We start from the raw sequence: 26183 nt of genomic DNA, 5'->3' as shown, positions 1-26183 counted from the left end.
GGAGATTTCTGTGGATCAACACCCTATTACCCTGGATCCGGCGGGAACCGATATCCAGGGCGAATCGGCGCGCCTGCGCGAGCGCGGGCCGGTGGCGCTGGTGGAACTGCCCGGCGGTGTGCGGGCCCGGTCGATAACGGATGCGGGGCTGCTGAAGAAGTTGCTGGTCGATCCGCGGGTGTCGAAGGACGCGAGCCAACATTGGCCGGCATTCATCAATGGCGAGATTCCGCAGGACTGGCCGCTTTTCCTGTGGGTCGCGGTCAACAATATGTTCACCGCGTACGGTGCGGACCACAAGCGGCTGCGCAAGCTGGTCGCGCCCGCGTTCACCCACCGACGCACCGAGGCGATGCGCGGGCAGATCGAGCGGATCACCGAGGAACTGCTCGCCGGACTCGCGACGATACCCGCGGGCGAATCGGTCGATCTGCGTGAGGCTTTCGCATATCCGCTGCCGATTCAGGTCATCTCGGAATTGATGGGCGTGCCCGAAGAACTCAATCCGGGCCTGCGCACATGCGTCGACGGTATTTTCGACACCTCGCTCGGTCCGGAGCAGTCGCAGGCCAACTACATGGAGATGTATCGCATTCTCGGTGAATTGGTGGCGTATCGGCGCGACAATCCCGGCGACGATATGACCAGTCTGCTGATCTCGCATCGCGACGAGGACGACGGATCACAGCTCACCGAGCAGGAGTTGATCGATACGTTGCTGCTCGTCATCAGTGCCGGGCATGAGACCACGGTCAACCTGCTCGACCAGGCGATCTTCGCGCTGCTGACCAATCCGGAGCAGCGTGCCGCCGTGGTCGAGGAGCGGGCGACCTGGGCCGATGTGGTCGAGGAGGCATTGCGGGTGGAGGCGCCGGTAGCGCATCTTCCGCTGCGGTTCGCGGTCGATGACCTCGAGGTCGACGGAGTGCATATCGCCAAGGGGGAGCCGATTCTCGCCTCGTACGCGGCCGCCAACCGTGATCCGAAGGTTCACGGTGACACCGCCGATCTGTTCGATGTGGCCCGAGACAATAAGGAGCACTTGGCTTTCGGGTACGGTGCGCACCATTGTCTCGGTGCGCCGCTGGCTCGGCTCGAGGCGCTGGTGTCGTTGCCCGCGATCTTTTCACGGTTTCCGAATATGCGGCTGGCGGCGGATCGGTCCGAGTTGGGCAGCGTGGTCAGCTTCATCTCCAATGGGCACGCCAGGCTGCCGGTGACGTTGACGTAGTCACCGGTACGAGTCACCGCAAGGCGTCGAGGCGGCCCTGCTTTCGGGCCTGGGCCAGTCCTCGGCGGGCCATGAAGCCATTGGCCAGCAACAGCAGTGTCTTGTTCGGTGGTGCGATGAATCCGGATCGAGTGTGCGGGGCGTAGGTCGCGTCGGTGCTGTCGACTTCGATCCAGCCGGTGTGCTGGCGGCATTCGAGCCCGACGAGTTGTGGGCGATAGGTATGCGCGAGCAGACCCGCGCGGCGACCGCCCTGGGCGACTCCGGTGGGGACCGTGAGGCTTATGCCCGCCGAACTCGAAGCGCCGACCTGCACCGGGAGCACGGCCGGATAGCCGTCGGACTGGCGATAGGCGAGCAGACAATGCGGCAGTTTCGCGGCGCTCGCCGCGGCCTTGGCGCTGTCCACCCGTGGGCCGGTGCCTTTCGCGGGCGGCTGCTGGGCATCTGCGGCATCGGGTAGCGGTTCGCCGTATACCTCCGGTTCGCCGGTCGCGTCCGGGTTCGGCCATGCGATGATCCGGGTGACCGTGACCGTCACCAGTACGCGGTCGGTGTAATACGCACTGAGCCAGCGATCCCAGAATCGTCCGCGTCGCGGTGCGCCCAGATACGGCGTGGCCTGCTCACCGATCCGGTCCAGGGCGGCCTGATCGGGCTCGGCGTCGAAGGTCGCCAGACCCTGCACCACGACGAAGCGTTGGTTGGCCGGATCGCCCAACCCGTGTTCACGCGCGTGATACGCCAACGCCACCTTCGGTTCCCGTTTCATCCGATCCAGCTTGCGGCCGAATCCGAGTGAGGTCGTGAACCCGACCGTCCCCGACTCCCGATCCCGCAACCCGATCGGTGACACCGCGGTCACCACCGCCCCACCCGCCGGAGTGATGTAGGCCAATCCAGCGGTGAGGTCACCACGCAGGACATCGTCGATATCATCCGGCCACGTAACTGCCATGGCGGCAGATTAGTCGCCCGATCCGTGGCTCATGGGGCTTATGCGCAACTGGCCCGGCTTCAGTTGCTCTGCACGGCGATTCGGATGCCGAGGGCGACCATGAACGTGCCCATGGTGGCGTCGATCGCGCGGCGGACGGAGCGGCGACCCAGCACGTGGCGCAGTGCGCCGACTCCGACTGCGAGCAGCGAGAACCAGGCCAGGCAGACGGTTGCCGTCACAATGCCCAACTCGAGGGTGTCCAGTGTGCTGGGCTCGGCGGGCAGGAACTGCGGCAGCAAGGCGATGAAGAAGACCGCCACCTTGGGGTTCAGCAGATTGCACAGCAGTCCCTGGCGGAATGCGTGAACCGTGCCATGCGATTTCAACTCCGGCATCTCGACCGGATAGTCCCCCCGCCGCGCGGCCAACAGCGCCCGCAACCCGAGCACCGCCAGATACCCAGCACCGACGAGCTCGAGCACGGTAAATATCACCGCCGATGCGGCCAACACCCCCGCGACTCCCACTGCCGTCACCATCGACCACACGAACACCCCCAACGCGATCCCCACCGCACTGGCAACCCCCACCCGCCGCCCCGAAACCGCCGCATTGCGCGTCACGATCACAAAATCCGGCCCCGGCGACATCGCCCCCACCAGCATCACCCCACCGAGCGCCAGCACCTGCGCAGTCGACATCATCCCGCCAGTCTAGGAACCCGGCGCCGGATGCGTAGCCCGTCCGACTGTGCCGGTCGGCTGAGCAGACCGGGGCGCCGCCCGATCGACTGATCGTTTGCGCTCCATGAGGTCGGACGGACCGTCGTGCCAGGGTCTACTGGACCCGGCGTGTCTCGCCTGAGCCGGCGTGGCTCGACCTACCCCAACATCTCGAGGTCTTGTCTCGAAATTATTCTCATAATTAGTTGTGCTTACCGAGGTGGCGGTAGAGGGTGGCGCGGGATATGGCGAATTCGGCGGCGATTTCGTCGATGGGGCGGCCGGAATCGCGCATGTGGCGGGCGGATTCGACCATTTCGGTGGTCATTGCGCCTGGGCGGCCGCGGCGGATCGGGTGGGCGGGGGAGTCCGGGATCGGTGGAGGTCGGTGGGCGGGGGCGTGATGGGTGGCCGGGGCGCCGAGTAGGCGCCGGGCGCCATCGAGGACGGCCGCGCGGAGCTCGCCGGTCGGGCGGTCGGCAAAGATGACCACGGGGTCGCTGAGTGCCGCGTAGACCTGCGCGGCACGGACTCTGGTGGTGAAATCGGCTTCGGGTCCGGCGATCAGGTCCTGCGCGGACAGTGCGATGGTCCGCAATCGCGCGAAGGTCGCCTCATCATTGGATAGCGCCTGGTCCTGCATCTGCATTCGCAACAGCCGGCCGTGTGCGAGCCATACGTCGAGCAGTCCTTCCACCACCGCCCAGCATCGCGTCCGCGCATCGCGCTGGTGGCCCGCCGCTTCGAGCACTGCCTCGCTGTCGACCAGCAGGGGCTCCACGAGTGCGGCGACGATATCGCTCTTACTCGGGAAGTGATACAGCACTGCGGTTTTCGTCAGCCCGACGCGCTCGGCGATTTCGCGCACGGAGACCGCGTGGTATCCGCGCGCGGCGAACAGGTCCAGCGCGGACACCAGGATGCGGACACGCGAATCGTCGGCCATGGCGACCGATCCTACCCCCTTGACTGACCAGCGGTCAGCGCCGTATGGTCACTGACCAACGGTCAGTTGATTTCGAGACAGGGAGTGGACAGTGCGGAACGAGCGGATTTTGATCTCGGGTGCGAGCATCGCCGGGCAGTCACTGGCGTATTGGCTTGCGCGACACGGCTTCCGGCCGACAGTCGTCGAACGGGCAGCCAGCCTGCGGGTTGGCGGCCAAGGGGTGGATGTGCGCGATCAGGCGATCGAGGTCGCCGAGCGCATGGGCATCATGTCGCAGATCCGGTCGGCCGCCGCCGACGTCACCGGCATGCAGTTCGTGAACGTCACCGGCGATGCGATCGCCCGCGTGGATATGCAGAAGATCAAGGACAAGTACGACAGCGCCGAGGTGGAGATCATGCGCGGCGATCTCGTCCGGATCCTGCACGACAGCAATACCGGCGTGGAATACCTTTTCGGTGATTCGATCCAGGCGCTCGACCAGGACGACGACGGTGTCACCGTCACCTTCGAGCACGGCACGCGACGGCGGTTCGACCTGGTCATCGGTGCGGACGGCCTGCATTCGACCGTCCGGCGGCTGGCCTTCGGCCCCGAGCGGGATTTCGTCCGCCATCTGGACCACTACTTCGCCTTCGGCAATGCCGATGCGACCCTCGGACCCGACCGCTGGGTCACCGTGTACAACACACCGGGTGCGATGGCCGGAATCTACCGTTCCGGAAATCACGCACAGGCCAAGGCCTACTTCATGTTTCGCAGCCCACTGCTCGACCTCGATCCGCGTGATGCGGCGGCCGCCCGCGCGGTACTGGCCGACCGGTTCGGCAACGAATCCGCGTGGAACGTGCCAGCACTGCTCGATGGTGCACTGGCCGATCCCGAGTTGTATTTCGACTCGCTCGGCCAGGTCCATATGACGTCCTGGTCGACCGGACGTATCGCCCTGGTCGGTGACGCCGCCTATTGCGCTTCACCCGCCTCCGGAGCCGGTGCCGAACTGGCCCTCGTCGGTGCGTACCGGCTCGCCGGTGCCCTCGCCGCCGTGAACGGCGATCACCCTCGAGGCTTTCACGACTACGAGCAGAGCCATCGGGCACTGGTCGACCGCAAACAGCAAATCGGACCGAATCTTCGGCTCATGGTGCCCAAGACCCGCCCGGGTATGGCGATTCGCAACGCCCTCACTCGGCTGTCCGTACTGGAATCCATGGCGGGTATGGAACGCATCATGGCACCGAAGACGAGCGACCCGCTGCCGGATTACCCACGGACACAGCCTCTTTCACCCAGCACGACAGGCTGCTCGCGATAGAACCGGCGTAGGGTGCCCGAGTATGGGGTTCTCAGTCGAGCGATTCGACCACATTGTTATCAACTGTGCCGATGTCGAGGCGACCGCGGCGTGGTACGCGCAGGTCCTCGGCATGCGGGTGGCGAAGTTCGGTCCGACCGGCCGGACCGCGCTGTCCTTCGGCAATCAGAAGATCAACCTGCGACCGGTCGGCGCCCTCGCGCACGACCCGAATTGGGTGACGGCTCGCACCGAAGCGGCGGGGTCGCAGGATCTGTGCTTCATCACCCAGGCCTCGCCGCAGCAGGTGCGAGATCATTTGCTGGACTGCGGAGTTGAGATCACCAGCGGTCCGGTCACCAAATCCGGTGCGCTCGGTGAGATGATCTCGCACTACTGCCGCGACCTGGATGGCAACCTGGTCGAGATCGCGGTCTACCCGGCGGACGACTGAGGCCGCGACTCAGCGGCGCAGAAATTCCAGGGTGGCGCGTTCGAATGCCGCCTTGGCCTCGATCATGACCCAGTGTCCGCTGTTCGGAAAGACGTGCAGTTCCGCATTGGGGATCAGCCGCATCGGCACGAGCGCCATATCCGGCGGGCTCACGCGGTCGTCGAGACCCCAGGTCAGCAGCGTCGGGCACTGCACCTTGTGCAGCATCGACCAATACGGCGGAGTGTTCGAGTTCGCCAGGAACTTCTGCTGCATGGCCCAGGCCGCCGAGCCGTACATCATCGCGGCAGTCTTCTGGGTATCCGGATGCTGCGCGGCCTCCCAGCGTTCCTCGATGATCTCATCGGTGATCACCGCGGGGTCGTAGACCATGCTCCGCAACCAGCGCAGCAGCTTGTCCCGGTCGGGTTTGTCGGCGAATTCCTGCAGCAGCCGAATCCCCTCACTCGGGCTCGAGCTGAAGATATTCGGGCCGATACCGCCGATGGTGACCAGCTTGCTGACCCGCTGCGGATGCTGGATCGCCAGGTTGGCCGCGACCACGCCACCCATCGAGTTGCCGACCATGGCCGCCGATTCGATGCCGAGTCCCTCCATGAACCGCAGCACCGCCGCGCCCGCGGTGAGCACGGGATGCCCGTCCACCGCATCGCTCACGCCGAATCCCGGAAATTCGAGAATGTAGCAGTGGAAGTGCTCGGCGAAGACCGCGAGGTTGCCACGATAATTGCGCCACCCGTTCACACCGATCCCGGACCCGTGCAACAGCAAGAGCGGCGGTCCATCGCCCGCCTCGTGGTAGCGCAGCACCCCCTGATCGGTGCTGAGTTCCCGCTTCGTGCCTTCGTATGTCACGTCCATGAGATCACGTTAGAACACGTTCTAGATTGTGCAAAGCATGGGAACGGGCGGACGAGCGTAAAGCCGGGGCGGAGGCACCGCAATAGAAACCAACCGCCTGGTACATAATCGCGAAACGCTGGGCGATTCGCGCATATCGTCGGCCGCTATGGGGTAACGATCAGTGCAACCCGCTGGCAACTCGCACCCCGGCACCGCACCATGAGGACCGAATCATGAGCCACCGAAAGATCACGATCGCCACGCTGTTCGGCGCCGCCGCCGTCACACTGACGGGCGTCGCGCCGAACGCGAGTGCCGCCGTGACCCGGATGGGCGTCATGCCGGATTCGAACTACGGCATGGCGACCAACTACGGCACCGACTGTGCGGCCACCGCCGAGGCCTATGTCGATAATGCGGCCGAGCCGGTTTCGTTCTACGACAACGGCGCACTGCTCGGTGTGGTCCGCCCGCTCGGCGGCATCGCCCTGTTCACCTGGTATCCCAAGAGCACCGGCCCGCATACGCTGAGCGCCCTCCAGGCCCCGGACGTCACGCCCATCGCGACGGTGGACGTCCGAGTCGGCACCGGCGTGCACGTCGGCTTCGCCTGCCTGGTCTTCGGCAGCTGAACTCAGCGGGTCCCTTCGGCTCCGCGCCGGGCCACCGAATCGATGGCGACCGATACGGCCAGCACGGTGCCGGTGACCATGAAACGCACCGACGAGTCGACGTTCAGCAGCAGCATGCCGTTCGTAATCGATTGGATGACAAGGATTCCCAGTAGCGCCGCATAGGCGCGCCCGCGTCCGCCGAAGAGGCTGGTGCCGCCGATGACCGCCGCCGCGATGGCATTGAGCAGAATATCGCTGCCGCCCGAACTCTGGTTGACGGCCACCAGGCGAGACGCCGCGAGTATGCCGCCGACCGTCGCGAGCGCGGAACAGCCGATGAATGCGGCAATGCGCACCCACGTCACATTGATTCCGGCGCGCCGCGCGGCCTCGGCATTGCCGCCGACGGCGTAAATACGCCGACCGAAGACGGTGCGCCGCAGCACCAGATCGACGGCCAGTACCAGTCCGCCGAAGATCACCAGGGTCAGCGGCACACCGCGATCGGAATTCAGCACCACCACGGTGGCGGCCAGCAGCAGTGCCAGCGCACCAGACCGCGCCGCGATCCAACCCGGAGCCGATACCGCCAGCTCGGCGCGGGCCCGTTGCCGCCGAGTGAGCCCACTCGCGACCAGGTGCCCGCCCGCGAGCAGTGCCACGAGCAGCCATGCCAGCCACGGCGGCAGCCAGGTATCACTGATCGTCGCGATCCCGCGATCGAACGGCAGATTGACGGTCCCTTGCTTGCCGAGCAGATACAGCATCAGTCCCTGCCAGCCGATCAATCCGGCCAGCGTCACCACGAACGACGGCATGCTCAGCTGGGTCCGCATCACCCCGTGCAGCAGCCCGATCGCCGCCCCGACCGCGAGTGCCGCGAGCGCCGCGACCACCGGATTCCAGCCATGGTGCACATATAGTTGCGTCATCACCACGGCCGTCAGCCCGCTGACCGATCCGGCGGACAGGTCGATCTCGCCGAGCAGCAGCACCAGTACGATGCCGAGTGCGATGGTGCCGGTCGCGGCCATCTGCAAGGCGAGGTTGGTGAGATTCTCCGCGGACAGGAAGTGCGCGTTGAGCCGGTTGAACACCACCGCGATGATGACGAGTCCGACCGCGACCGGGAAGGAGCCGACATCACCGCGGCGCAGTCGGTCCGCCGCCGCATCGGCCCATCCGCGCAGCGGATTTCCTTGCAGTGCAGGTTGTTTCATGGCGAGCTCACTCATCGAACGGCCCCTGTGATCGCGGCGACGATGGCCTCTTGACTGGCCTGCGCGGTCTCGAACTCGCCGGAATTGCGGCCCAGACGCAAGACGACGACGCGATCGCTGACGGTCCGAACATCGACCAGATTGTGCGATATCAGCAGCACCGCGAGGCCGTGCTCGCGCAGGCGGCCGATCAGCGCGAGCACCTGCGCGGTCTGTTCGACGCCGAGCGCCGCGGTCGGTTCGTCGAGGATCACCATCTTGGGCTGCCCGAGCAGCGCTCTGGCGATCGCGACCGACTGCCGCTGCCCACCCGAGAGCGCGGACACCGGGGCCCGCACATCCTTGATCTTCACATCCAGCGACCGCAGCAGATCCCGCGCGCCGCGCTCCATCGCGATTTCGGAGAGCACACTCAAAGTTCTTGTCTCCGTGCCGAGATGGAGATTGGCGACCACATCGAGGTTGTCGCACAGTGCGAGATCCTGGAATACCGTGGTGATCCCGAGCGCCTGCGCATCCTGGGGCCGGGTGATCCGAACCGGGGCCCCGGCGAAGGTGATCTCCCCCTCATCGGCGACGATTGCCCCGGAGATCACCTTCACCAGCGTCGATTTGCCCGCGCCGTTATCGCCGACGAGCGCGACCACTTCACCGGCCCGCACCTCGAGATCGGCACCGGCCAATGCCTGTACCGCACCATAGCGCTTGACGATGCCGCGTGCGGCCAGAACCGTTGTTGCCGTACTCATTTGAGTCCCGCGGCCTGGCATGCCGCCGCGACGTCGGGCGTGCAGATCTCGGCGACGGAGTAGAGGCCGTCCTTGACGATGGTGTCCTTCAGGTTGTCCTTGCTCACCGCGATCGCGTCCAGCAGGAACGATGGGACCTTCGCCGAGCCGTTATCGGTTGTCGCTGGGGCCGGGGGCTTTTCGCCCTTGCCCAACGCGACCGCGAGTTCGGCCGCCTGTTCGGCTTGGGCACGGTAGTTGAGATAGATGGTCATCGTCTGCTCGCCGGTCAGGATCCGCTGTACCGCGGTGAGTTCGCCGTCCTGACCGGTCAGCGGCGGCAGCGTCGCATAGCCCGCCCGCTTCAGGGCCGCGATCACACCGCTGGCCATACCGTCATTGGCCGAGTAGACACCGACGATGGCATCCTTGCCGAGTGCGGTGATCGCCTGTTCCATCTCCTGCTGCGCCTTGTCCGGCGACCAGTCGGGAGTGTCGAATTCCCTGGCGACCTTCACCTTTCCATCCAGTGCCTGGTGTGCGCCCTGTTTGTAGTCGCCCGCACTCGGATCGGTCGGCGCACCGTTGATCATCACCACCTGCCCCTTGTCGGCGGTGCCGCGCTTGGTCAGCTCGGCCAGCAGAGCCTCACCCTGCACCCGGCCGACTTTCACATTGTCGAAGGAGACGTAGTACTCGTAGCCGATGCCGGAGATCAGCCGGTCGTAGGCGATCACCGGGATCTTCTTCTGCTTGGCCTGATTGACCTGTGGCGCAACGGCATCGGCGTTCACCGCGTCGAGCACGATGACATCGGCGCCCTGGGTGAGCGCGGATTCGAACTGGCCCTGCTGCTTGGCCGCATCCTGATCGGCATTGAAGTAGAGCACCCGGCAACTCGCGCACAGCTGTTCGGTCTTCGCTTCGAACAGCGGCCGGTCGAAGGCCTCGTAGCGGGTGGTCTTGGATTCCGGGAGCAGGAGCGCGATCGTCGGGTTGTCGCCGCCCGACTTCGCATCGACGGTGCCGGAGCTACAGCCCGCCGCCAGGACGAATGCGGCTGCCGCCGCGGTGATGAGCAGAATTCGACGCATGAGAATCACCGTGCCGAGAGGGAATTGAAAGGTGCGCCCGGTTGAGCGTTGATAAGAAAGGTAGTTTACTAATCACGGGGTGTCCAGTGGTTACACGGAGGAGGATCAGTGAGTAGGGTCGGCAATCCCCAATTGCTGCGCACAATGAACGAGCGGCTGCTGCTCGACCACCTCCGGCTGCACGGACCGTCCTCGCGCGGCGAGCTGGCCAAGGCGAGCGGACTGTCCAAACCCACGGTCTCGGCGGCGCTTTCGGGCCTGGAGGAGGCCGGATTGGTGCGGCTCGTCGGCTCGCTGAGCGGTCGGCCGGGTCCGACGACGGCAATCTACGACGTGAATGTGCGAGCCGGTGTGGTGGCCGGGGTCGATATCGGCCGCCACTGGGTCCGGCTCGCGATCGCCGATCTGCGCGGTGAATTCATCGCCCGCCGCGATATCCGCAATTCGGCCCGCTCGGCCGTCGACTTGGTGCGCCGGGTCCGCACGCTGGCGCACAAGGTCGCCGATGACGCCGGAATGGATTGGGCGGCAGTGGATTACGCGGTGATCGGCAGTCCGGGTGTGCTCAACGCCGACACCGGTCGGCTCGACTACGTCCCGAATCTGCCCGGTTGGGGCCGGTCCGGACTCGTCGGACAGTTGCGCGATGCGCTCGAAGTCGAATCGGCGATCGAGAACGACATCAATCTCGCGGCCGTCGGGGAGCTCACCTACGGCGCGGGTGTGGGCGTGCGCAACTTCGTGCTGGTCTCGATCGGCACCGGCGTCGGCATGGGCATCGTGATCAATGGCGAGCTCTACGTCGGCAGCACCGGCGCCGCCGGCGAGGTCTCGTTCCTACCCGCCACCGAGGTCGACTCGGCACCCGATGACACCCGCCACCGCGGGATGACCGAAACGGTGGCCGCCGCGGGCGGCGTCACCCGTACCGCGCGGCAGGCCGGGCTGAGTCCGGCCTCGGCGAAGGACATCTTCGCGGCGGCCGCGGCGGGTGAGGTACGGGCGCGCTCGGTGGTCGAGGCCGAGGGGCGCCGGATCGGTGCGCTCATCACCGCGGTCGCGGCGATTCTGGACCCGGAACTCGTCGTGCTCGGCGGCGGTATCGGCCACAATGTCGACCTGCTCGGCGACTCGATCGCCCGGCGCATGGCCGAACTCGGGCCGCTGCGTCCGCGCATTGTCGCCAGCACGCTCGGCGATGACGGTGTGCTCAGCGGTGCGGTCTCGCGCGCGCTCGATATCGCGCGGGACCGGCTCTTCGATCGGCGCGCGCAGGGCGGGTGATGTGGGAGATGGCCTCGGGGGCGATCACAGCACCCCGATGGCCTTCAGTAGTAGCAGGGTCAGGCCTGTGGTACCGGCGAAGGCTACGCCGCCGTCGCGGATCACGATGCCCGCGGGCGACCCGCTGACCTTGGACAGGATTCCGGATATCACCGCGACGATGATGCCGACGAGCACGGCGACGACAACGAACAAAACCCGAACGGTAGTGGACACTCGACGCTCCCTCGATGTGGATCGTCGCAGTGTAAATTTCGCAGTGGCTATCGTGTAGCAAAGCGGTGGGATACGGCATGGCTAGGCCGGTTTGGTGGCCGCCAATCCGTACAGCAACGGGAGAATCGGGTCGGTGGGCGGTAGTCGGAACCAGTCGTTGTCGGTTCGGATCATGCGGGACCAGCGCGGCCACGGCAACATCTCGGTTTCGGTGAGATCGGTGATCCGCAGACCGGCGCCGATCAGGGCGCTGATCACCTCGCCGAGACCGTGGCGCCATTCGTAGGCCGTGGTGTCGGTGGTCAGTGCCGGACCGTCGGTGTAGGTGTGGTCGCTGTCGCGGCGTTGTGCGCCCCGGCCCGCGAGGTAATCATCGTGCAGGACAAGCGAATCCGGATCGACGTGGGCCGGCGGGGTGGGGCCGAGTGCGTGCAGCAGCGGGTGGAATTCGACGAGATAGACCAGCCCGCCCGGGCGAAGTAGTTCGGCGAGTACGTTCGCCCACCCGGCCAGATCGGGCAGGTAGCACAGCGCGCCCTTGCCGGTGTAGACGATGTCGAATTGCCGGTGCCCCACCGCATTCGGCGCGTCGTACACATCGGCGCAGACGTACTCGACGGTGTTCGCCGCGAGTTCGCGGGCGTGCCGGATGGATGCGGGGGAGAAGTCGAGACCGACCGCGCGCGCCCCGCGTTTGGCGAATTCGACCGTTTCGGTGCCGAGATGGCACTGTAGATGCAGTACGTCGCGGTCGCGCACGTCGCCGAGGATGTCCCATTCGAAGGGGGCGAACCAATACGACGAATCGTGATCGCGATAGAACCCGCTGGACGCGTGGATCGGGGCGCGCGCGTCCCAATTACCCCGATTCACCAGCAGCGGATCCAGGCCTTCATCGATACTCACCGCGCCATCGTATTGCGATTCACAGGAATCCCTTGGGAAATTTTGGCACGCTACTTGGAGTAGCGCGGTTCACTGAATTAACGACAGGTGTGCGGATCGGCAGCATGGGGCAGGTCCAGCCCGAGGAGGACAGACCTTGCAGACAACCGCTTCGATCGCGATCGTCCGGCCCGAGAGCCCACGGCCCGGCGGCATCACCCCCGGTGGAGTGAGCAGGAGGGGGCGGCGTTCACTCAATGCCGACGCCTACGCCACCTATACCGACCCGATCGTCGGCCGCGCCGCCTTCGTCGTGGCCGACGGTATCGGTGACAACCTACTCGCGGCTCGGGCCGCACGCACGGCCGCCTCGGTCGCCGCCAGAATGGGGGCGCGCGGCGGTGCAGTGGCCGGCGTGTTCGCGGCCCAGCAGGAATTGCTGCGCCAGTTCCCGGAGCAGCAGGCCGACTGTGTGCTCGTGGTCGCGGTGCTGCCGGCCGCCGGACGACCCGACGGACCGTGCGATATCGCGTGGGTCGGCGACACTCGCGCCTACCGCTGGAACGGCCGGGTGCTGCACCAGATCACCACCGACCACACCGTCGCCGAATTCATGCGCGCGAAGGGCATCGCCCCGTCGGGGCGGATGGACCATCTCGTAACCACCTCGGCGCGTACCGTACGCCCGGCCGCCATCGGGCGCGCTTGCACCGGATCCAGCCGGGGCCGACTGCTCTTGAGCACCGACGGCGTGCACAAGCGACTCGACATGGTCGAGATCAAAACAATGCTCGCCGCCGACGGGAGCTCGGGCAGCATCGCGGAAGCGTTGGTGAACAGCGCATTACAGGCCGGGAGCACCGACAATACGACCGCACTCGTGGTGGACTGCCGGTAGCCGCCTTTCCTGCTAGAACTGATTCGACACAGTGTGCCGAGTGGAGTTTGGGGTTATGCGGGCGATTCAGATCAGTGAACTGGGCGGACCTGAGGTGTTGCGTGCGGTGGAGCTCGATGCTCCGGATCCGGGGCCCGGTGAGGTCGCGATCGATATCGCGTACGTCGGGGTGAACTTCGCCGATCTGCAGGCGCGTTCGGTGGGATATCGGGTCACGGAGCTGCCGTTCGTGCCGGGACTGGAGCTCTCGGGGCGGGTGCGCGCGCTCGGCGCGGGTGTGGACGGGCTGGCCGTGGGGCAGTCGGTGGCGGCGATCACCGAGGGCGGCGCGTACGCCGAGGTCGCCGTGGTGCACGCCGCGACGGTGTTCCCGGTGCCCGACGGTGTCGACTTGCGCACGGCCGCAACGCTTCCCACGGTATTGCCGACCGCCTATGCGCTGGTGAACACCATCGGCAAACTGCAGCCGGGGGAGACCGTCCTGGTGCAGGCCGCTGCGGGTGGAGTGGGCACCGTGGTGGGCCAGGTGGCCAAGCTCGCGGGCGCGGGCGCGGTGTACGGCGTGGTCTCCAGCGAGGCCAAGGCTGAATACGCGCGCAAGCTCGGCTACGACGATGCCTTCTTGGCCGAGACCTTCACCGCGGACGTGCAGGAGGCGACCAATGGCCGCGGTGTCGATATCGTGCTCGATCCGGTCGGCGGCCAGACCTTGCGGCGCGGTCTGGAATCCCTGGCCATGTTCGGTCGGCTGATCTCCTACGGCAATGCCAGTGGTGAGCCGGGCTGGCAGATCGGCCAGCCCGAGCTCTACCCACGCGGACTGTCGATCTCCGGCTTCTCGATTCTCGGACTCACCGCCGATGCGCCGAAGGTGTTGCGCGAGATCGCCGATCGCGCCTTCCGTCTGGTCACGACGGGGCAGGTGGAGCTGCCGATCACCGCGGAGTTCCCGCTGGCCGAAGCCGCCGAGGCGCACCGCCTGATGGGCGGGCGCACCTCGACCGGCAAGCTGGTCCTCGCGGTGAACGGCTGACGGGTCAGCTCTGCACCGCCGCCAGGATCAGTTCGCTCACCGCCTCGGGCACCGATACGGCGACCGCGTGCGAGGCCGCGACCTCGATTGTGCGCGCGCCCGCCCGTTCGGCCATGAACCGCTGGGCCTCGATCGGGATGTTCTTGTCCGCGGTGGCCAGCAGTGCGAATGACGGAACCGACCGCCACGGTGTCGCGGTCGCCGGTTCCTCGAGTGCGGTGAGCGCGACCGGCCGCTGCGTCACGGCCATCAGTCGCGCGGTCGGCGCGGGCACATCGGCGGCGAACTGCTGGTGGAACTCCTCCTGGTCAATGGCCAGTTCGGTGCCCGCGCTGCCGTCGGGCAGCGGATATGACGCCGGCCTTGTGGTCGGCCCCAAGGTCGAGCCGGGGAACTTGTCGGTCAGCTCGAGCGCGCTCTCGCCGCGGTCGGGAATGAACGCGGCGATATAGACCAGTGCCTTGATATTCGGATTCGACTCCGCCGCCACGGTGATCACACTGCCGCCGTAGGAGTGGCCGACCAGCACGATCGGTCCCTCGATACCGCGCAGCACGGCGGCCACGTAGGCGGCGTCACTGTCGAGGCCGCGCAACGGGTTCGCGGCGGCGACAACGGAAAGTCCTTGCCGCAGTAGCTGTTCGACGACCGCGTTCCAACTGGACGAGTCGGCGAAGGCACCGTGCACCAAGACGACGGTCGGTGCAGCAGATTCGGCGGTGCTCAAGAGTGGATTTCCTTCGGGTCGGGGGTGGATCACGCGGTGTAAAGCGCTGCCTTCAGCACGGAGACGGCTTGTGCGACAGCGGCTTTGGCGGCATGGGTGTCGTGCAGGGCGTTGACCATCACGAAATCGTGGATGATCGCCCCGTAGCGCACCTGCGTGACGGGTACTCCCGCCGCGCGCAGCTTGCCCGCGAACGCTTCGCCCTCGTCCCGGAGCACATCGGCCTCGCCGGTGATGACCAGTGCCGGGGGCAGCCCGGCCAACTGCTCGGTGCTGGCCCGCAACGGCGAGGCGGTGATCTGCGCGCGGTCCTCTTCGCTGGTGGTGTACTGATCCCAGAACCAGCGCATACCTTCGCGCGTCAGGAAGTAGCCCTCGGCGAACTTCTGGTAGGAACCGGTATCGAAATTGGCGTCGGTCACCGGGTAGAACAGCACCTGCTGGCGGAATGAGACATCGCCGCGCTCTTTCGCCATGAGGGTCAGCGCGATGGCCATATTGCCGCCGACCGAATCGCCCGCGATGGCGATCCGCGATGAGTCCAGACCGTGCGCTGCACCGGAGGTGGTGACCCATTGCGCGACTCGGTAGGACTGCTCGTTCGCGACCGGGTAGCGCACCTCTGGCGAACGGTCGTATTCGGGAAATACGACGGCCGCGTCCACCCCGACGGCCAGGTCGCGCACCAGGCGGTCGTGGGTGTGCGCGTCGCCGAATACCCACCCCGCGCCGTGGGTGTAGATGATCACCGGGAGCACGCCGGTCGAGCCCTTCGGCTTGACGATGCGCACCCGTACCGAGCCGGTTGGTCCGCCCTCGACGGTGATCCACTCCTCATCGATTTCCGGCTTCGCGATGGGGCTGTCCTGCACACCGTCGACGGCCTTGCGCCCCTCTTCCGGGCTGAGCTGGTAGAGGAACGGCGGCTCGGAGGTCGCGTCGACGAACTCCTGCGCCGCCTGCTCCAGCGAGATACGGAGGGGGTTTCCTGCCATCATCGTGCCTTTCTGTGTGGGTGCGTTCAGTCTTCGGCAGCGGCGGACCGGTCCGCCCCGCTGTGCGGGCCACAAATCCCCCTGATCAGGACGCGGCCGTGACGTCCTCCAGCAGCGCGGTCGAACCCGTCGAGCGGAAGCGCTGCTGATACTTGCTCGGCGAAATACCAAGGCGCGCAATGAATGCACGGCGCATGGCTTCGCTGCTGCCGTACCCGGCGGCCATTGCCGCCTCGGTCACACTGTACCCGGCGTGCAGCTTGTCCCGGGCCAGACCGAACCGAATGAAGGCGACGTATTCGGCGGGCGAGCTCTCCAATTCGGCGCGGAACAACCGCGTCAAATGCCGTGGGCTGACCCGGGCGTGCGTGGCGAGGGTCTGGACGGTATGCGGATGGCTGGGATCGGCACAGATCAGATCCGCGACCGTGCGTACCAGCGGGCTGCGCGGCACCGGAGCGCGCAGCGCCGCCGAGAACTGCGATTGACCGCCCGCCCGTTGCATGTAGATGACCAGCAACTGGGCGACCGACCGGGCGATATCGGCGCCGTGGTCGGCTTCGACCAGCGCCAGCGCGAGATCCATCCCGGCCGCCACACCCGCGGAGCTGTAGAGGTTTCCGTCGCGCACGAAGATGGCATCCGGCTCGACCTGGGCCTTCGGGAATTGGCGCGCCAGATCCTTCGCGAATTTCCAGTGCGTCGTCGCGCTCCTGCCATCGAGGCGTCCGAGATACGCCAACACGAACGCACCGCTGCAGATGGATGCCAGGCGGCGGGTGTTGGCGGCCAGCTGACGGGCGGCGGTCAATACCTCGGGGGTCACGAACTTCGCCGGTGGCAGTTCGCTACCGGGGATCACCACGGTGTCGAAGCGCCCGGCGTCCGCGGCGGCGCACGCCACGGCGACGCGGGCGCCGATGGAGGTCTGCACATCCCGGCCGTCGGCGGAGACCAGTACCACCTCGTAATCGCACCCAGCCTGATTCGCCTCCACGAAAACCTCTGCGGGCCCTACGAAGTCGAGCATCTTCACACCATCGAAGAGCAGAATGCCCACCCGTCGGCGGGATGGAATCGTTGAGTTGGAGGACATATCCACCATTATTATGGAGTCATGCCTCCAGAATCAAGCGGGGTGCGCGATCTCTCGTCCGCGTTGGTAGCGTGAGCGAATGGGACGTTCGCGACGGTTCGATGAATCGGACCTGCTCGATGCCGCGACGGAGCTGTTCTGGGCGAAGGGGTTCGACAGCACTTCGATCGAGGATGTGTCGGCGGTGACCGGTGTCGGAAACGGCAGCATCTACGCCGCCTACGGCAGCAAGAAGGGGCTGTTCCTGGCCGCGTTCGAGCGCTATTGCGAACACCGCGCGCAGTTCGTCCGCGACGTGATCCGGTCCGCGCCCGGATCCGCCCGCAGCGCGGTCCGGTCGCTGCTGCGGGCGATCATCGATGACTGCGCCTCCCAACCGGACCGGCGGGGGTGCCTGATGCTCAACAGCATCGCGCAGCTCGGGACGCGAATGCCCGAGGTGGTCGCGATCAGTACGCGCTGCACCGACGCGATGGAGGACGGTGTCGCCGCGCGCCTGCGCACGGCGATGCTGCTCGGCGGCGATGAGCGCGATCTCTCCGCGCTCAGCGCCAATATCGTGGTGGTGGCCCAGGGGTTGATCCAACTCAGTCGGCTGGACATTCCGGCGGCCCGGCTGCGCGATATCGCCGACGTCTCCTGTGACGCGCTGCCGTCCGCCTGGGCCGATGCGCCGCTAGCGGTCGGCGAGCCAGTTTCCGTGGAAGCCGTAGGGCACTCGGCTGGGTAGGTGAATGGTGGCGACCGGTGTGGCGGCCAGCTCGGTGGCGTCCAGGATGACGAGGTCGCTACGGTCGGTATCGGCGTTGTAGACGTAGGTCATGAGATAGCCGTCGCCGCCGGGGTGTTCGTTCGCGGGTGCGAAGGCGGCCTCGGCGGGGATGCGGCCGGGGCCGAATTCGTGGGCGGTGCTGGTGCCGGTATGCAGGTCGTAGCGGATCAGTGCGCCGCTGTCGCCGAATACGGTGGCGTGGCCGAAGCGGGTGTCCAGCCCGGTGAGCCGGTCGTCGACGCGCGGGAATTCGGCGTCGCGGTCGTCGAGCTGTTCCTCGGCGACGGTGCCGGTGGTCAGATCGATGGTCCAGCGCCAGAGCGTGGCGCGCTCGTCGTCGTGCGAATCCTGGCGCCACAGAGTGGGATAGCGCATCACGTGCAGCACGATCCGGCCCGGCTCGTCGTGTGCGTTGAGTGTGTGGAAGACATAGCACGGTTCGATCGGGAACCACCGGACCGCGCCGTGCGGGTCATCGCGGCGCAGTACCCCGAGCCTGGCCGGGTAGTCCGCACGCCACCGAAAGGGCATGCCCGCACCGGATTGCGCCGTCTCGAGATCGAAAACCACTGGCAGGTCCATGAATACGACATGGTCGGCAGTCAGGTTGAAGTCGTGGTGCATGGTCGCGGCCGGCACCTCGATGGGGCGGCTGAGCAGCAGATTGCCCGCGGCGTCGGCGCGGTGGTAGGTCAGATAGGGCTCAGCGACGTCGTAGCCGAAGAAGTGCAATTCGCCGGTGGTCGGGCAGGTCTTCGGATGCGCGGTCATGGCGGTGCGCAGTGTGCCGTCGAAATCGTAGGGGCCGACGGTGTCCAGCTCGCGGGTCAATTCGTAGGGATATGAGGATTCGACCAGTGCCAGAGTGCGTCCGGCGTGCCGGATGACGTGGGTATTGGCAAGTCCTGCCGTCAGATCGAGAGTGCCGTCGGCATCGCGGACCTGTGCGCCGTCGGTGAAGGTGGAGGTGCGGACCCACCGATTGCGATAGGACACCGCACGTCCGCGCTCGAGCCGTACGCCGTGCACCATGCCATCGCCGAGGAACCAGTGCGCGGAGGCGGCGGCATGCGGATTCGGGCCATTGCGCAGATACCAGCCGGTCAATTCAGCGGGAATCGTTCCGGTGACGGGCAATTCGTAGGCGGTGAGCTCTTCGGTGACGGGGGCGTAGTTGCCGGTGAGGTGTGGAACCGAGGTGGTCATGATAAGTGCCGATCTGGTGGGGGATTTCAGGATGCGGACTCGTTGAACGCGTTCGCCTTCGCCTGGATGTGGGCGACGTAGCGGATGGTGAAGATCACCGGGAGGACGAAGGCCAACACCTGCGCGGTGGTGCGCAGACCCGAGGAGGAGTGCGCGAGCGCGGTCAGCGCAATGCAGCCGATGACGAAACTCGCGGTCCATACCGAGGTGATGACATAGCTGGTGCGGATGAAGGCGGGGTGATCCCAAAGCTCCTGCGGCGTGGTCTGTTTGGCGATCGGCAGCGTGAACGGCACGCGCACGGCCAGTGACGCGCCCGCGACCAGGGCGAGCACGCCCGAGGACAGTGCGGGGGTGTAGGGGTGCAGTGCGCTGTCCGGATCGGCGAAGGCGAGCACGGTCAGCGCCGCGAAGAAGGCGACGGAACCGATGTCGATGATCAGGGCTTCGATGTGTTGACCCGCCCGGATCTGCTGGGCGATGCCGAGGACCGAAACGCCGAAGGCCGCCAGCGCGGCCCACTGCCAGTACTGCGACGGGATCACTGCGAAGACGATCCAGGGGGCGAAGGTGCGCAGGTACGACATTTCGAAGGCTCCTCGGTGACATTCCAGTTTTGACATGTCCAAATTAGAGTCTGCTCTATCGACATGTCAATAGTGGAAGGTAGGGTGATGGCATGAGTCTTCGGTATGCGCTGCTCGGACTGTTATCCGATCGCCCGGCCAGCGGCTATGACCTGGTGCAGCGCTTCAAGGTGTCGCTGGCCAATGTCTGGCCCGCTACGCAGAGCCAGATCTATACCGAGCTCACCAAGCTCGCTGACGCGGGTGCGATCGCCGTGTCGGATGAGGGTCCGCGCGGCCGCAAGGAGTACACGATCACCGACGCGGGCCTGGCGGATCTGCGCGAGTGGCTCACCACGACCAAGCCGAAACGGTCGGCCCGCAATGAAACGCTGCTGCGCGTCTTCTTTCTCGGTGTGGTTCCCCCCGCCTACGCCCGCGACTATCTGTCCGATATAGAAACCGCGAGCACGAAGGACGCGGCCGAACTGGCCGCACTCGAGGCATCTATCGACTGGGACGATGACGACCTGTCCGTCTACGGCCGCATCGCGATGGAGTGGGGCAAGCGCTTCCATGCGATGAAGCGGGAGTGGGCCGAGTGGGCGCTGACCCAGATACCGGAGCGCTAGTGCGTTGACCATGAACGTTCGCCGGTCGGACTGCTGTCCGGGTCGGCTCGAGCGTTCTCGGCGTTCGTTGTGGAGCGACCCCGTCTCTCGACTCGGTTGTGTCGGAACAGCTTTCAGGAATCGTAGCCGCGCATCAGCGGTAGGTACACCCTGTCCACGATGTCGACCAGGACCTCGTCGGGCACGGTGGGCACGCCGCGCGTGACGAATTCATTGCGCAGCAGGTCGATAGGGACCGCGGCGACGCGCGGATGACGTGCGGTCGCAGGCGCCTGCCCGCGTGCGATGGCCCGGTCGAGGATGGTGAGCCAAGGCCCCGCTCCAGCGTCCCCGGCTTGTTCGCGTAACTGGGCGAGCCGCCCCGGTTCGTGCGCGAGCTCGGCGAGGAGGCTGCGCAGGATCTCGCCGAGCGGGGAGGCGAGGTGAGAGTTGGCGCGCCGCAATAACTCCAGGGCGTCCGTGCGCAGGTCGCCGGTATCGGGAAGGTCGAGTGCCGTGGCGGTCAGCTGTTTGTAGGCGGCGATCCCGAGGGCTACCCGATTGGGCCAGCGGCGGTAGATGGCGTTCTTGTTGGTGCCCGCGCGTTTGGCGACGGTGTCCATGGTCATGCCCGGGTAGCCGGATTCCAGGAGTTCGTCCACGGCCGCGCGCAGGATGGCCTGTTCGAGTTCGACGCCGCGGCGGCGGGGCGGTCGCTTGCTGTCGGTCATAACGGTACTGAGCGTACCTTGCGATGGTGCGGTAGGCCTCGCTATGGTTCAAATTAAGGTACTTAACGTACCTTAACGACCGAGGAGGGACAGATGCGCGCCATCGGAGTGTGCTACGACACCGGCTTCATCAATCGCGGCAACAGCACGCACGAACCGTTCGATCCGGACGCGGTGCTGCGGGATATGCGAGCGATCCATGACGATCTGCACTGTGACGCCGTGCGTATCACCGGCGGCTACGTGCAGCGTTTGAAGCAGGCGGCCGCGCTGGCCGCGGACGTCGGTCTGGAGGTATGGATCTGCCCGTTCGTCAACGGCGTCACCCAGGACGAACTGCTCGAACTGGTCGCGGATATCGCGGAGTTCGCCGAACGCCTGCGGATTCAGGGTGCGAATGTGGTGCTGGCCGTCGGCTCCGAGCTGAGCCTGTTCGTGGACGGCTTCTTCCCCGGCGACGATTTCGAGCAGCGGGCCGCCGCTCTGGCCACCCCCGCGGGCCAGGCGGCCATGGCGGAAGTGTCGACCCGATTCAACGAATTCCTCGGCCGCGCGGCCGAGATCGCACGAGCCCGCTTCCGCGGCACGCTCACTTACTGCTGCCTGCCCTTCGAACGGGTGAACTGGGAACTGTTCGATATCCTCGCCACCGATGCCGGATACCGTTCGGCCGCGCTGGCAGGCCGGTACCCGGACCTCATGCGCACCTACGTCGCCGAGGGCGCGAAACTCGGAAAACCAGTGGCCATCACCGAATTCGGCTGCGTCACCTACCGCGGCGCGGCCGACAAGGCTGATCGCGGCGCGGATATCCTGCAATGGGACCCGCACACCGCCACCCCGCTGCGCCTCGACGGTGTATACGAGCGCGACGAGCAGGCCCAGGCCGCCCACCTGCTCGAAATGCTGGACATCCTGGACGAAGTCGGCATCGAGACCGCCTTCTGGTACTGCTTCGCCCGGCCTGACCTCATCCACCGCGACAATCCGACCCTGGACCTCGACCTGGCCAGCGGCGGGCTCGTGAAGGTCTTCGACAGTGTCGACGGCGCGGCCAAGACCTGGGAACCGAAGCTGGCCTTCTCGGCGTTGGCGAACCGGGTCCGCTGACCGGCCTCGGCCTCCAGTCTTCGGTCCGCCATTGGATCAACTCGCACCACCCCGCCCTAGGTGCCACCGAACCGGGCGAACGTTGGTAGCCGACGTGCCGGCCGAATATGTTTCGGATGGGCTGGTCGGAGAGTTCGGAAATCTGAATATCAGGATGGTTCTTCGTTTGATCTGAGAACTATCTTCACTGATATGGATCTGATCTTGCAGGATCTTCATACTCACACTGAGGTGATCGAACAGGTCACATGTCGCCAATCCGTCGGATCGACGTACAGGAGTCTTGATGAAGATCGGAATTCCCCGCGAGGTCAAAAACCACGAGTACCGGGTCGCGTGTACACCAGCGGGAGCGCACGAGCTGGTCGCGCGCGGGCACGAGGTGTACATCGAGGCCGGGGCGGGGCAGGGGTCGGCCTTCGAGGATATGGCCTACGCGGCCGTCGGGGCGCGGGTGCTGGACAGCGCCGATGAAGTCTGGGCTACCGCGGATATGGTGCTCAAGGTGAAAGAGCCGGTGGCCGAGGAATACTCGCGGATGCGTGCGGGGCAGCTGCTGTTCACCTACCTGCATCTGGCGGCGTCCAAGGAATGCACCGATGCGCTGCTGAACTCGGGCATCACCTCGATCGCCTACGAGACCGTGACCGGCAAGGACGGATCGCTGCCGCTGCTCGCGCCGATGAGTGAGGTCGCGGGACGGCTGGCGCCGCAGGCGGGTGCGTATCACCTGATGCGCAGCGGCGGTGGCCGCGGTGTGCTGATGGGTGGTGTGCCCGGTGCGCGTCCGGCCAAGGTGGTCGTGCTCGGCGGTGGTGTTTCGGGCAGCAATGCGATCGCCGTCGCGGTCGGTATGCACGCGGAGGTGACCGTGCTCGACCTGAACATCGCGCGCCTGCGCGCCCTGGACGAGCAGTACCGGGGGCAGGTGCGCACCATCATCTCCAATAGCTTCGAGGTGGAGAGCCTGGTCCGCGAGGCCGATCTGGTGATCGGCGCAGTGCTGGTGCCCGGTGCGAAGGCGCCCACCCTGGTCTCCAATGACCTTGTCGCGCAGATGAAGCCGGGTTCGGTACTGGTCGACATCGCCATCGATCAGGGCGGCTGCTTCGAGGACTCGCGCCCGACCACCCATGCCGAGCCGACCTACCGGGTGCACAATTCGGTCTTCTACTGCGTTGCCAATATGCCCGGCGCGGTGCCGTATACATCGACCGTCGCGCTCACCAATGCCACACTGCCGTATGCGATTTCGCTGGCCGAGCACGGCTGGCGCGATGCGGTCGCCGCGGATCGGGGGTTGGCCGCCGGTCTGAGTACGCACCGCGGCCAGCTGCTGTCCGAATCCGTTGCGGCCGCGCATAATTACGCGGCCGAAACGCTCGCCGCCTAGGGAATCGGACGGGTTCTGGGCCGCACATGCTCGAAGATGAGGATCGTCTCGGTCGAGGCGACGGCGGGATGTGCGCTCAGATGTTCCAATACGAAGACCCGTAGTCCCTCGGAGTCGGCCGTGGCGACATGGATCAGATAGTCGTCGGCGCCCGCGATGAAGTAGACGTTGAGCACCTCGTCGAGATCGGCCAGTTGTTCGCCGAATTCGGCGAGGTGCGGACGTGCGTTGGCGTGTACCCGGACCGCGATCATGGCCTGCAGATTCCGGCCGAGTGCGGCCGGGTCGATATCGGCGTGGAATCCGCGGATCACGCCGCGTTCCACCAGTGACCGCACCCGCCCCAGACACGTCGAGGGTGCGATGCCCGCGACATCGGCGAGCGCGCTATTGGTCATCCGCCCGTCGCGTGCGAGCTGATCGAGCAGGATCCGGTCGATATCGTCGAGCGCAACGGCGGGTCGAGGCGGATTCCGGACAGCGGCGGCCGGACCTATCGGTGAATCGATCTTCCTCACGGGCCCAACCCTATCGAAGATCCTTCGACGTAGGACAGGCCCGGAAACATATCTTCGGCGATCATGCACCTGTGTGAGCCCGATCCGGCCGTGGCGATAGGATCTGCGCGTGGACATCTACTGGCACGCTGTTACGCCGCCGCCGTGCGCCTGATCGGGCGCACCTGCTGAATCTTTGAACTCGCGGTCCCGGCTGACTCTGTAGGCAGCCTCGGGGGTTGTGTCGTGCGCCCGTTTCGAATCCCTGTCGAATTCGATGACGGAAGTGCATGGCCTTGTCTGATTCCAAATCTGTTGTGGTAGTTGAGCGTTCGGGTGTTCGGGCGCGATCGCCGTTGAGTGGGCCGGTGCCCATCCTGGTCGCGGCGGTGTTGTGGGGGACCACCGGGACCACCAGTTCGCTGGCGCCCGCGGGTGCGCCCGCGGCGGCGATCGGGTCGGCCGGGTTGGTGCTCGGCGGGCTGTTGTTGTATTTGTCCGCTGGCGCTACGCGTTTGGTGTGCACGCGCGGCGAGTGGTGGCTGGTTGTCGTCGGTGCGCTGGCGGTGGCGGGGTATCCGGTCACCTTCTATCCGGCCGTTGCGCGCACGGGGGTGGCCGTTGCCACGGTGATCGCGCTCGGCAGCGCGCCGGTTTTCGCGGGGCTATTGGCCTGGGTTGCAGGGCAGGCCGAGCGGACGCTGGGTCGGTGCCACCGCGGCGGCGGTGCTCGGCTGTGCGGTGCTCGTACTCGGTCCCGAACTGACGGGTGCGAGCGCGCCCGTGGACCCGCTCGGCATCGTGCTCGCCGCCTTCGGGGGACTCACCTACGCCGTCTACTCGCTCATCGGTGGCCGGCTCATCGCACACGGTCATTCATCGAATGCGGTGCTGGGCACGATGTTCGGCATCGCCGGGGTGCTGGTGCTGCCGGTCGTGTTGGGCGCCGACACAACGTGGTTGCATTCGGGGCGCGGCATCGCGGTGGCGGCGCATCTCGCGGTGTTCACCACGTGCGTCGCCTATCGCCTGTTCGGCTATGGGCTGCGGCATACGACTGCGCAGGTCGCGACGACATTGACGCTGGCCGAGCCCGCCGTGGCGGCGGTGCTCGGAGTGGCCGTCGTCGGTGAGCGATTGCCGATCGTGTCGTGGTGCGGGCTGGCCGTGCTGGCACTCGGGCTCGCATTCCTGACACTCGGCGGGCGCGACCGGCGCTGACGGGTGCCCGACGCCGCCGTTTCGCGCTACCGATTCCCTTGGGCCAGTGCGGATTCGGCGGCGTCGAGCACCTTACCGAAGGCATACAGGATCACCGGTTTCGCGAGCACGCGGGTGAACCATGCGGCGGCCAAGGGCAGGCGCGCTTCGGCGGTGGTGGTCCTCTCGCCACGGACTCGGCGGAGACCCTGTGTCTACTACACGCGATAGTAGTGCGGAGTGGCGCTTCGCGCCAGGCCTCGGCGAACAGCGCGGGCGCTACTCGGCTGGTGCGGGCGCTTTGGCGCGTAGCACCTCTATGAATGCCCGCATCCACAGCGGGTGGTCGGGCCAGGCCCGGCCCGTCACGATATTGCCGTCGACATGGGCGGGGCTGTCCTCCCATTGCGCGCCAACGGCATTCAGGTCGGGCGCCAATGCCGGGTAGGCACTCGACGAGCGGCCCTCGAGTGCGCCGACGGCGATGAGGATCAACGGACCGTGGCACAGCGCCGCGATCGGTTTGTCCTCGTCGACGAAATGCTGGACGACTCTGCGGCATTCCGCATTGCCACGCAGATATTCCGGGGCGCGCCCGCCCGGCAGCACCAGTGCCGCGTATCGGCTCGGGTCCACATCGGCCAGCGCGATATCGGCGGGCCAGGTGTGCCCGGCCTTCTCGGTATAGGTATCGAAGCCGTCGACGAAATCGTGCACGACGAACTGCAACTTCTTGACGGTGGGGGCGGCCACGTGGACCTCGTACCCCTCCTCGAGCAGCCGCTGGTACGGGTACATGACTTCCAGGTCTTCGGCCGCGTCTCCGGTGATCAGCAACACGCTTGTCACGGCACATCACCTCCGGGGCGAATTT

General features: G+C 66.2%; 29 protein-coding genes and 1 pseudogene. 13 read left to right on the top strand and 17 right to left on the bottom strand.

Going from position 1 to position 26183, the window contains the following annotated elements; genetic code table 11:
• Positions 1-10: 10 nt before the first annotated feature.
• Positions 11-1231 carry a cytochrome P450 family protein gene (locus ACQP2D_RS28565; RefSeq protein ID WP_433679011.1) on the top strand — a complete coding sequence of 407 codons (1221 nt, stop codon included), beginning with the start codon at positions 11-13 and terminating at the stop codon, positions 1229-1231.
• A gap of 13 nt (positions 1232-1244) precedes the next feature.
• On the opposite strand, the gene ACQP2D_RS28560 is transcribed toward ACQP2D_RS28565, so the two are convergent.
• The 3 genes from ACQP2D_RS28560 to ACQP2D_RS28550 form a co-directional block, all read right to left on the bottom strand.
• Entirely contained in the window at positions 1245-2189 is a 945-nt protein-coding gene (locus ACQP2D_RS28560; protein WP_433679010.1) for a hypothetical protein, read from the bottom strand.
• Between the two features lie 59 nt (positions 2190-2248).
• Positions 2249-2875 (bottom strand): LysE family translocator, encoded by a 627-nt coding sequence (locus tag ACQP2D_RS28555; RefSeq protein ID WP_433679009.1) that lies wholly within the window; start codon positions 2873-2875, stop codon positions 2249-2251.
• Positions 2876-3095: 220 nt separating this feature from the next.
• A complete protein-coding gene (locus ACQP2D_RS28550; RefSeq protein WP_433679008.1) occupies positions 3096-3839 on the bottom strand; it encodes a TetR family transcriptional regulator in 744 nt (247 codons plus the stop codon).
• Between the two features lie 91 nt (positions 3840-3930).
• On the opposite strand from ACQP2D_RS28550, the gene ACQP2D_RS28545 reads away from it, so the two are divergent.
• Together ACQP2D_RS28545 and ACQP2D_RS28540 are read left to right on the top strand one after the other, a co-directional pair.
• Entirely contained in the window at positions 3931-5157 is a 1227-nt protein-coding gene (locus ACQP2D_RS28545) for an FAD-dependent monooxygenase (RefSeq protein WP_433679007.1), read from the top strand.
• A gap of 22 nt (positions 5158-5179) precedes the next feature.
• A complete protein-coding gene (locus ACQP2D_RS28540; protein WP_433679006.1) occupies positions 5180-5590 on the top strand; it encodes a VOC family protein in 411 nt (136 codons plus the stop codon).
• A 9-nt stretch (positions 5591-5599) separates the two neighbouring features.
• On the opposite strand, the gene ACQP2D_RS28535 is transcribed toward ACQP2D_RS28540, so the two are convergent.
• A complete protein-coding gene (locus ACQP2D_RS28535) occupies positions 5600-6451 on the bottom strand; it encodes an alpha/beta fold hydrolase (protein WP_433679005.1) in 852 nt (283 codons plus the stop codon).
• Positions 6452-6666: 215 nt separating this feature from the next.
• On the opposite strand from ACQP2D_RS28535, the gene ACQP2D_RS28530 reads away from it, so the two are divergent.
• Positions 6667-7065 (top strand): hypothetical protein, encoded by a 399-nt coding sequence (locus ACQP2D_RS28530; RefSeq protein WP_433679004.1) that lies wholly within the window; start codon positions 6667-6669, stop codon positions 7063-7065.
• Between the two features lie 2 nt (positions 7066-7067).
• Here ACQP2D_RS28530 and ACQP2D_RS28525 read toward each other — a convergent pair whose 3' ends face one another.
• The 3 genes from ACQP2D_RS28525 to ACQP2D_RS28515 are packed head-to-tail and all read right to left on the bottom strand — an operon-like array spanning position 7068 to position 10089.
• Positions 7068-8282, bottom strand: a complete 1215-nt coding sequence (locus ACQP2D_RS28525; protein ID WP_433679003.1) for a sugar ABC transporter permease — start codon at positions 8280-8282, stop codon at positions 7068-7070.
• Positions 8279-9016, bottom strand: coding sequence for an ATP-binding cassette domain-containing protein (locus ACQP2D_RS28520; RefSeq protein ID WP_433679002.1), 738 nt, complete (start codon positions 9014-9016; stop codon positions 8279-8281). Before ACQP2D_RS28520 ends, ACQP2D_RS28525 begins: the two co-directional genes overlap by 4 nt.
• Positions 9013-10089 (bottom strand): sugar ABC transporter substrate-binding protein, encoded by a 1077-nt coding sequence (locus ACQP2D_RS28515; RefSeq protein ID WP_433679001.1) that lies wholly within the window; start codon positions 10087-10089, stop codon positions 9013-9015. The genes ACQP2D_RS28520 and ACQP2D_RS28515 overlap by 4 nt, the downstream gene beginning before the upstream one ends.
• 108 nt (positions 10090-10197) lie before the next feature.
• Here ACQP2D_RS28515 and ACQP2D_RS28510 point away from each other — a divergent pair, with 108 nt between their 5' ends.
• Positions 10198-11373 carry an ROK family protein gene (locus ACQP2D_RS28510; RefSeq protein ID WP_433679000.1) on the top strand — a complete coding sequence of 392 codons (1176 nt, stop codon included), beginning with the start codon at positions 10198-10200 and terminating at the stop codon, positions 11371-11373.
• A gap of 24 nt (positions 11374-11397) precedes the next feature.
• On the opposite strand, the gene ACQP2D_RS28505 is transcribed toward ACQP2D_RS28510, so the two are convergent.
• Both ACQP2D_RS28505 and ACQP2D_RS28500 read right to left on the bottom strand, forming a co-directional pair.
• Positions 11398-11589, bottom strand: a complete 192-nt coding sequence (locus ACQP2D_RS28505) for a hypothetical protein (protein ID WP_433678999.1) — start codon at positions 11587-11589, stop codon at positions 11398-11400.
• A gap of 81 nt (positions 11590-11670) precedes the next feature.
• Positions 11671-12495: a class I SAM-dependent methyltransferase gene (locus ACQP2D_RS28500; RefSeq protein ID WP_433678998.1), complete on the bottom strand. Its 825-nt coding sequence runs from the start codon at positions 12493-12495 to the stop codon at positions 11671-11673.
• Between the two features lie 136 nt (positions 12496-12631).
• Here ACQP2D_RS28500 and ACQP2D_RS28495 point away from each other — a divergent pair, with 136 nt between their 5' ends.
• Together ACQP2D_RS28495 and ACQP2D_RS28490 are read left to right on the top strand one after the other, a co-directional pair.
• Positions 12632-13372 carry a PP2C family protein-serine/threonine phosphatase gene (locus ACQP2D_RS28495; protein ID WP_433678997.1) on the top strand — a complete coding sequence of 247 codons (741 nt, stop codon included), beginning with the start codon at positions 12632-12634 and terminating at the stop codon, positions 13370-13372.
• A gap of 40 nt (positions 13373-13412) precedes the next feature.
• Positions 13413-14405 (top strand): quinone oxidoreductase family protein, encoded by a 993-nt coding sequence (locus ACQP2D_RS28490; protein WP_433678996.1) that lies wholly within the window; start codon positions 13413-13415, stop codon positions 14403-14405.
• Positions 14406-14409: 4 nt separating this feature from the next.
• Here ACQP2D_RS28490 and ACQP2D_RS28485 read toward each other — a convergent pair whose 3' ends face one another.
• From ACQP2D_RS28485 to ACQP2D_RS28475, 3 genes are all read right to left on the bottom strand, one after another.
• Positions 14410-15132 carry an alpha/beta fold hydrolase gene (locus ACQP2D_RS28485; protein WP_433678995.1) on the bottom strand — a complete coding sequence of 241 codons (723 nt, stop codon included), beginning with the start codon at positions 15130-15132 and terminating at the stop codon, positions 14410-14412.
• A gap of 29 nt (positions 15133-15161) precedes the next feature.
• Positions 15162-16127 (bottom strand): alpha/beta hydrolase, encoded by a 966-nt coding sequence (locus tag ACQP2D_RS28480; protein ID WP_433678994.1) that lies wholly within the window; start codon positions 16125-16127, stop codon positions 15162-15164.
• Between the two features lie 85 nt (positions 16128-16212).
• Positions 16213-17223, bottom strand: coding sequence for a GlxA family transcriptional regulator (locus ACQP2D_RS28475; RefSeq protein ID WP_433678993.1), 1011 nt, complete (start codon positions 17221-17223; stop codon positions 16213-16215).
• A gap of 79 nt (positions 17224-17302) precedes the next feature.
• Here ACQP2D_RS28475 and ACQP2D_RS28470 point away from each other — a divergent pair, with 79 nt between their 5' ends.
• On the top strand, positions 17303-17953 hold the full coding sequence (locus ACQP2D_RS28470; RefSeq protein WP_433678992.1) for a TetR/AcrR family transcriptional regulator: 651 nt from the start codon (positions 17303-17305) through the stop codon (positions 17951-17953).
• Here the strand turns inward: ACQP2D_RS28470 and ACQP2D_RS28465 are convergent.
• Positions 17900-19201: a carotenoid oxygenase family protein gene (locus tag ACQP2D_RS28465; RefSeq protein ID WP_433678990.1), complete on the bottom strand. Its 1302-nt coding sequence runs from the start codon at positions 19199-19201 to the stop codon at positions 17900-17902. The two genes, ACQP2D_RS28470 and ACQP2D_RS28465, sit on opposite strands and share 54 nt — an antisense overlap.
• A gap of 26 nt (positions 19202-19227) precedes the next feature.
• On the bottom strand, positions 19228-19788 hold the full coding sequence (locus ACQP2D_RS28460) for a hypothetical protein (protein ID WP_433678989.1): 561 nt from the start codon (positions 19786-19788) through the stop codon (positions 19228-19230).
• 92 nt (positions 19789-19880) lie between these two features.
• Here ACQP2D_RS28460 and ACQP2D_RS28455 point away from each other — a divergent pair, with 92 nt between their 5' ends.
• The gene (locus ACQP2D_RS28455) at positions 19881-20399 is read left to right on the top strand and encodes a PadR family transcriptional regulator (protein ID WP_433678988.1); all 519 of its coding nucleotides are present in this window, start codon (positions 19881-19883) and stop codon (positions 20397-20399) included.
• 113 nt (positions 20400-20512) lie between these two features.
• Here the strand turns inward: ACQP2D_RS28455 and ACQP2D_RS28450 are convergent, their stop codons facing one another.
• Complete coding sequence (locus tag ACQP2D_RS28450; RefSeq protein WP_433678987.1) at positions 20513-21109, bottom strand: TetR/AcrR family transcriptional regulator; 597 nt, start codon at positions 21107-21109, stop codon at positions 20513-20515.
• Positions 21110-21202: 93 nt separating this feature from the next.
• Here ACQP2D_RS28450 and ACQP2D_RS28445 point away from each other — a divergent pair, with 93 nt between their 5' ends.
• Positions 21203-22219: a hypothetical protein gene (locus ACQP2D_RS28445; protein ID WP_433678986.1), complete on the top strand. Its 1017-nt coding sequence runs from the start codon at positions 21203-21205 to the stop codon at positions 22217-22219.
• Between the two features lie 286 nt (positions 22220-22505).
• Positions 22506-23612, top strand: a complete 1107-nt coding sequence (gene ald, locus ACQP2D_RS28440; RefSeq protein ID WP_433678985.1) for an alanine dehydrogenase — start codon at positions 22506-22508, stop codon at positions 23610-23612.
• Here the strand turns inward: ald and ACQP2D_RS28435 are convergent.
• Positions 23609-24121, bottom strand: a complete 513-nt coding sequence (locus tag ACQP2D_RS28435; protein ID WP_433685789.1) for an Lrp/AsnC family transcriptional regulator — start codon at positions 24119-24121, stop codon at positions 23609-23611. The genes ald and ACQP2D_RS28435 overlap by 4 nt on opposite strands.
• Positions 24122-24399: 278 nt before the next feature.
• On the opposite strand from ACQP2D_RS28435, the pseudogene ACQP2D_RS28430 reads away from it, so the two are divergent.
• Positions 24400-24732: pseudogene (locus ACQP2D_RS28430) on the top strand (hypothetical protein); the annotation flags it as partial.
• A gap of 55 nt (positions 24733-24787) precedes the next feature.
• Entirely contained in the window at positions 24788-25330 is a 543-nt protein-coding gene (locus ACQP2D_RS28425) for an EamA family transporter (protein ID WP_433678984.1), read from the top strand.
• 258 nt (positions 25331-25588) lie between these two features.
• Here the strand turns inward: ACQP2D_RS28425 and ACQP2D_RS28420 are convergent, their stop codons facing one another.
• Positions 25589-26158, bottom strand: a complete 570-nt coding sequence (locus ACQP2D_RS28420) for a DJ-1/PfpI family protein (RefSeq protein WP_433678983.1) — start codon at positions 26156-26158, stop codon at positions 25589-25591.
• Positions 26159-26183: the final 25 nt, after the last annotated feature.

It is taken from the genome of Nocardia sp. CA-119907, assembly GCF_050955995.1.
Classification (GTDB): domain Bacteria; phylum Actinomycetota; class Actinomycetes; order Mycobacteriales; family Mycobacteriaceae; genus Nocardia.
Note: the sequence above shows the minus strand (reverse complement) of the source record. Positions and strands in the feature narration are given on the sequence as shown.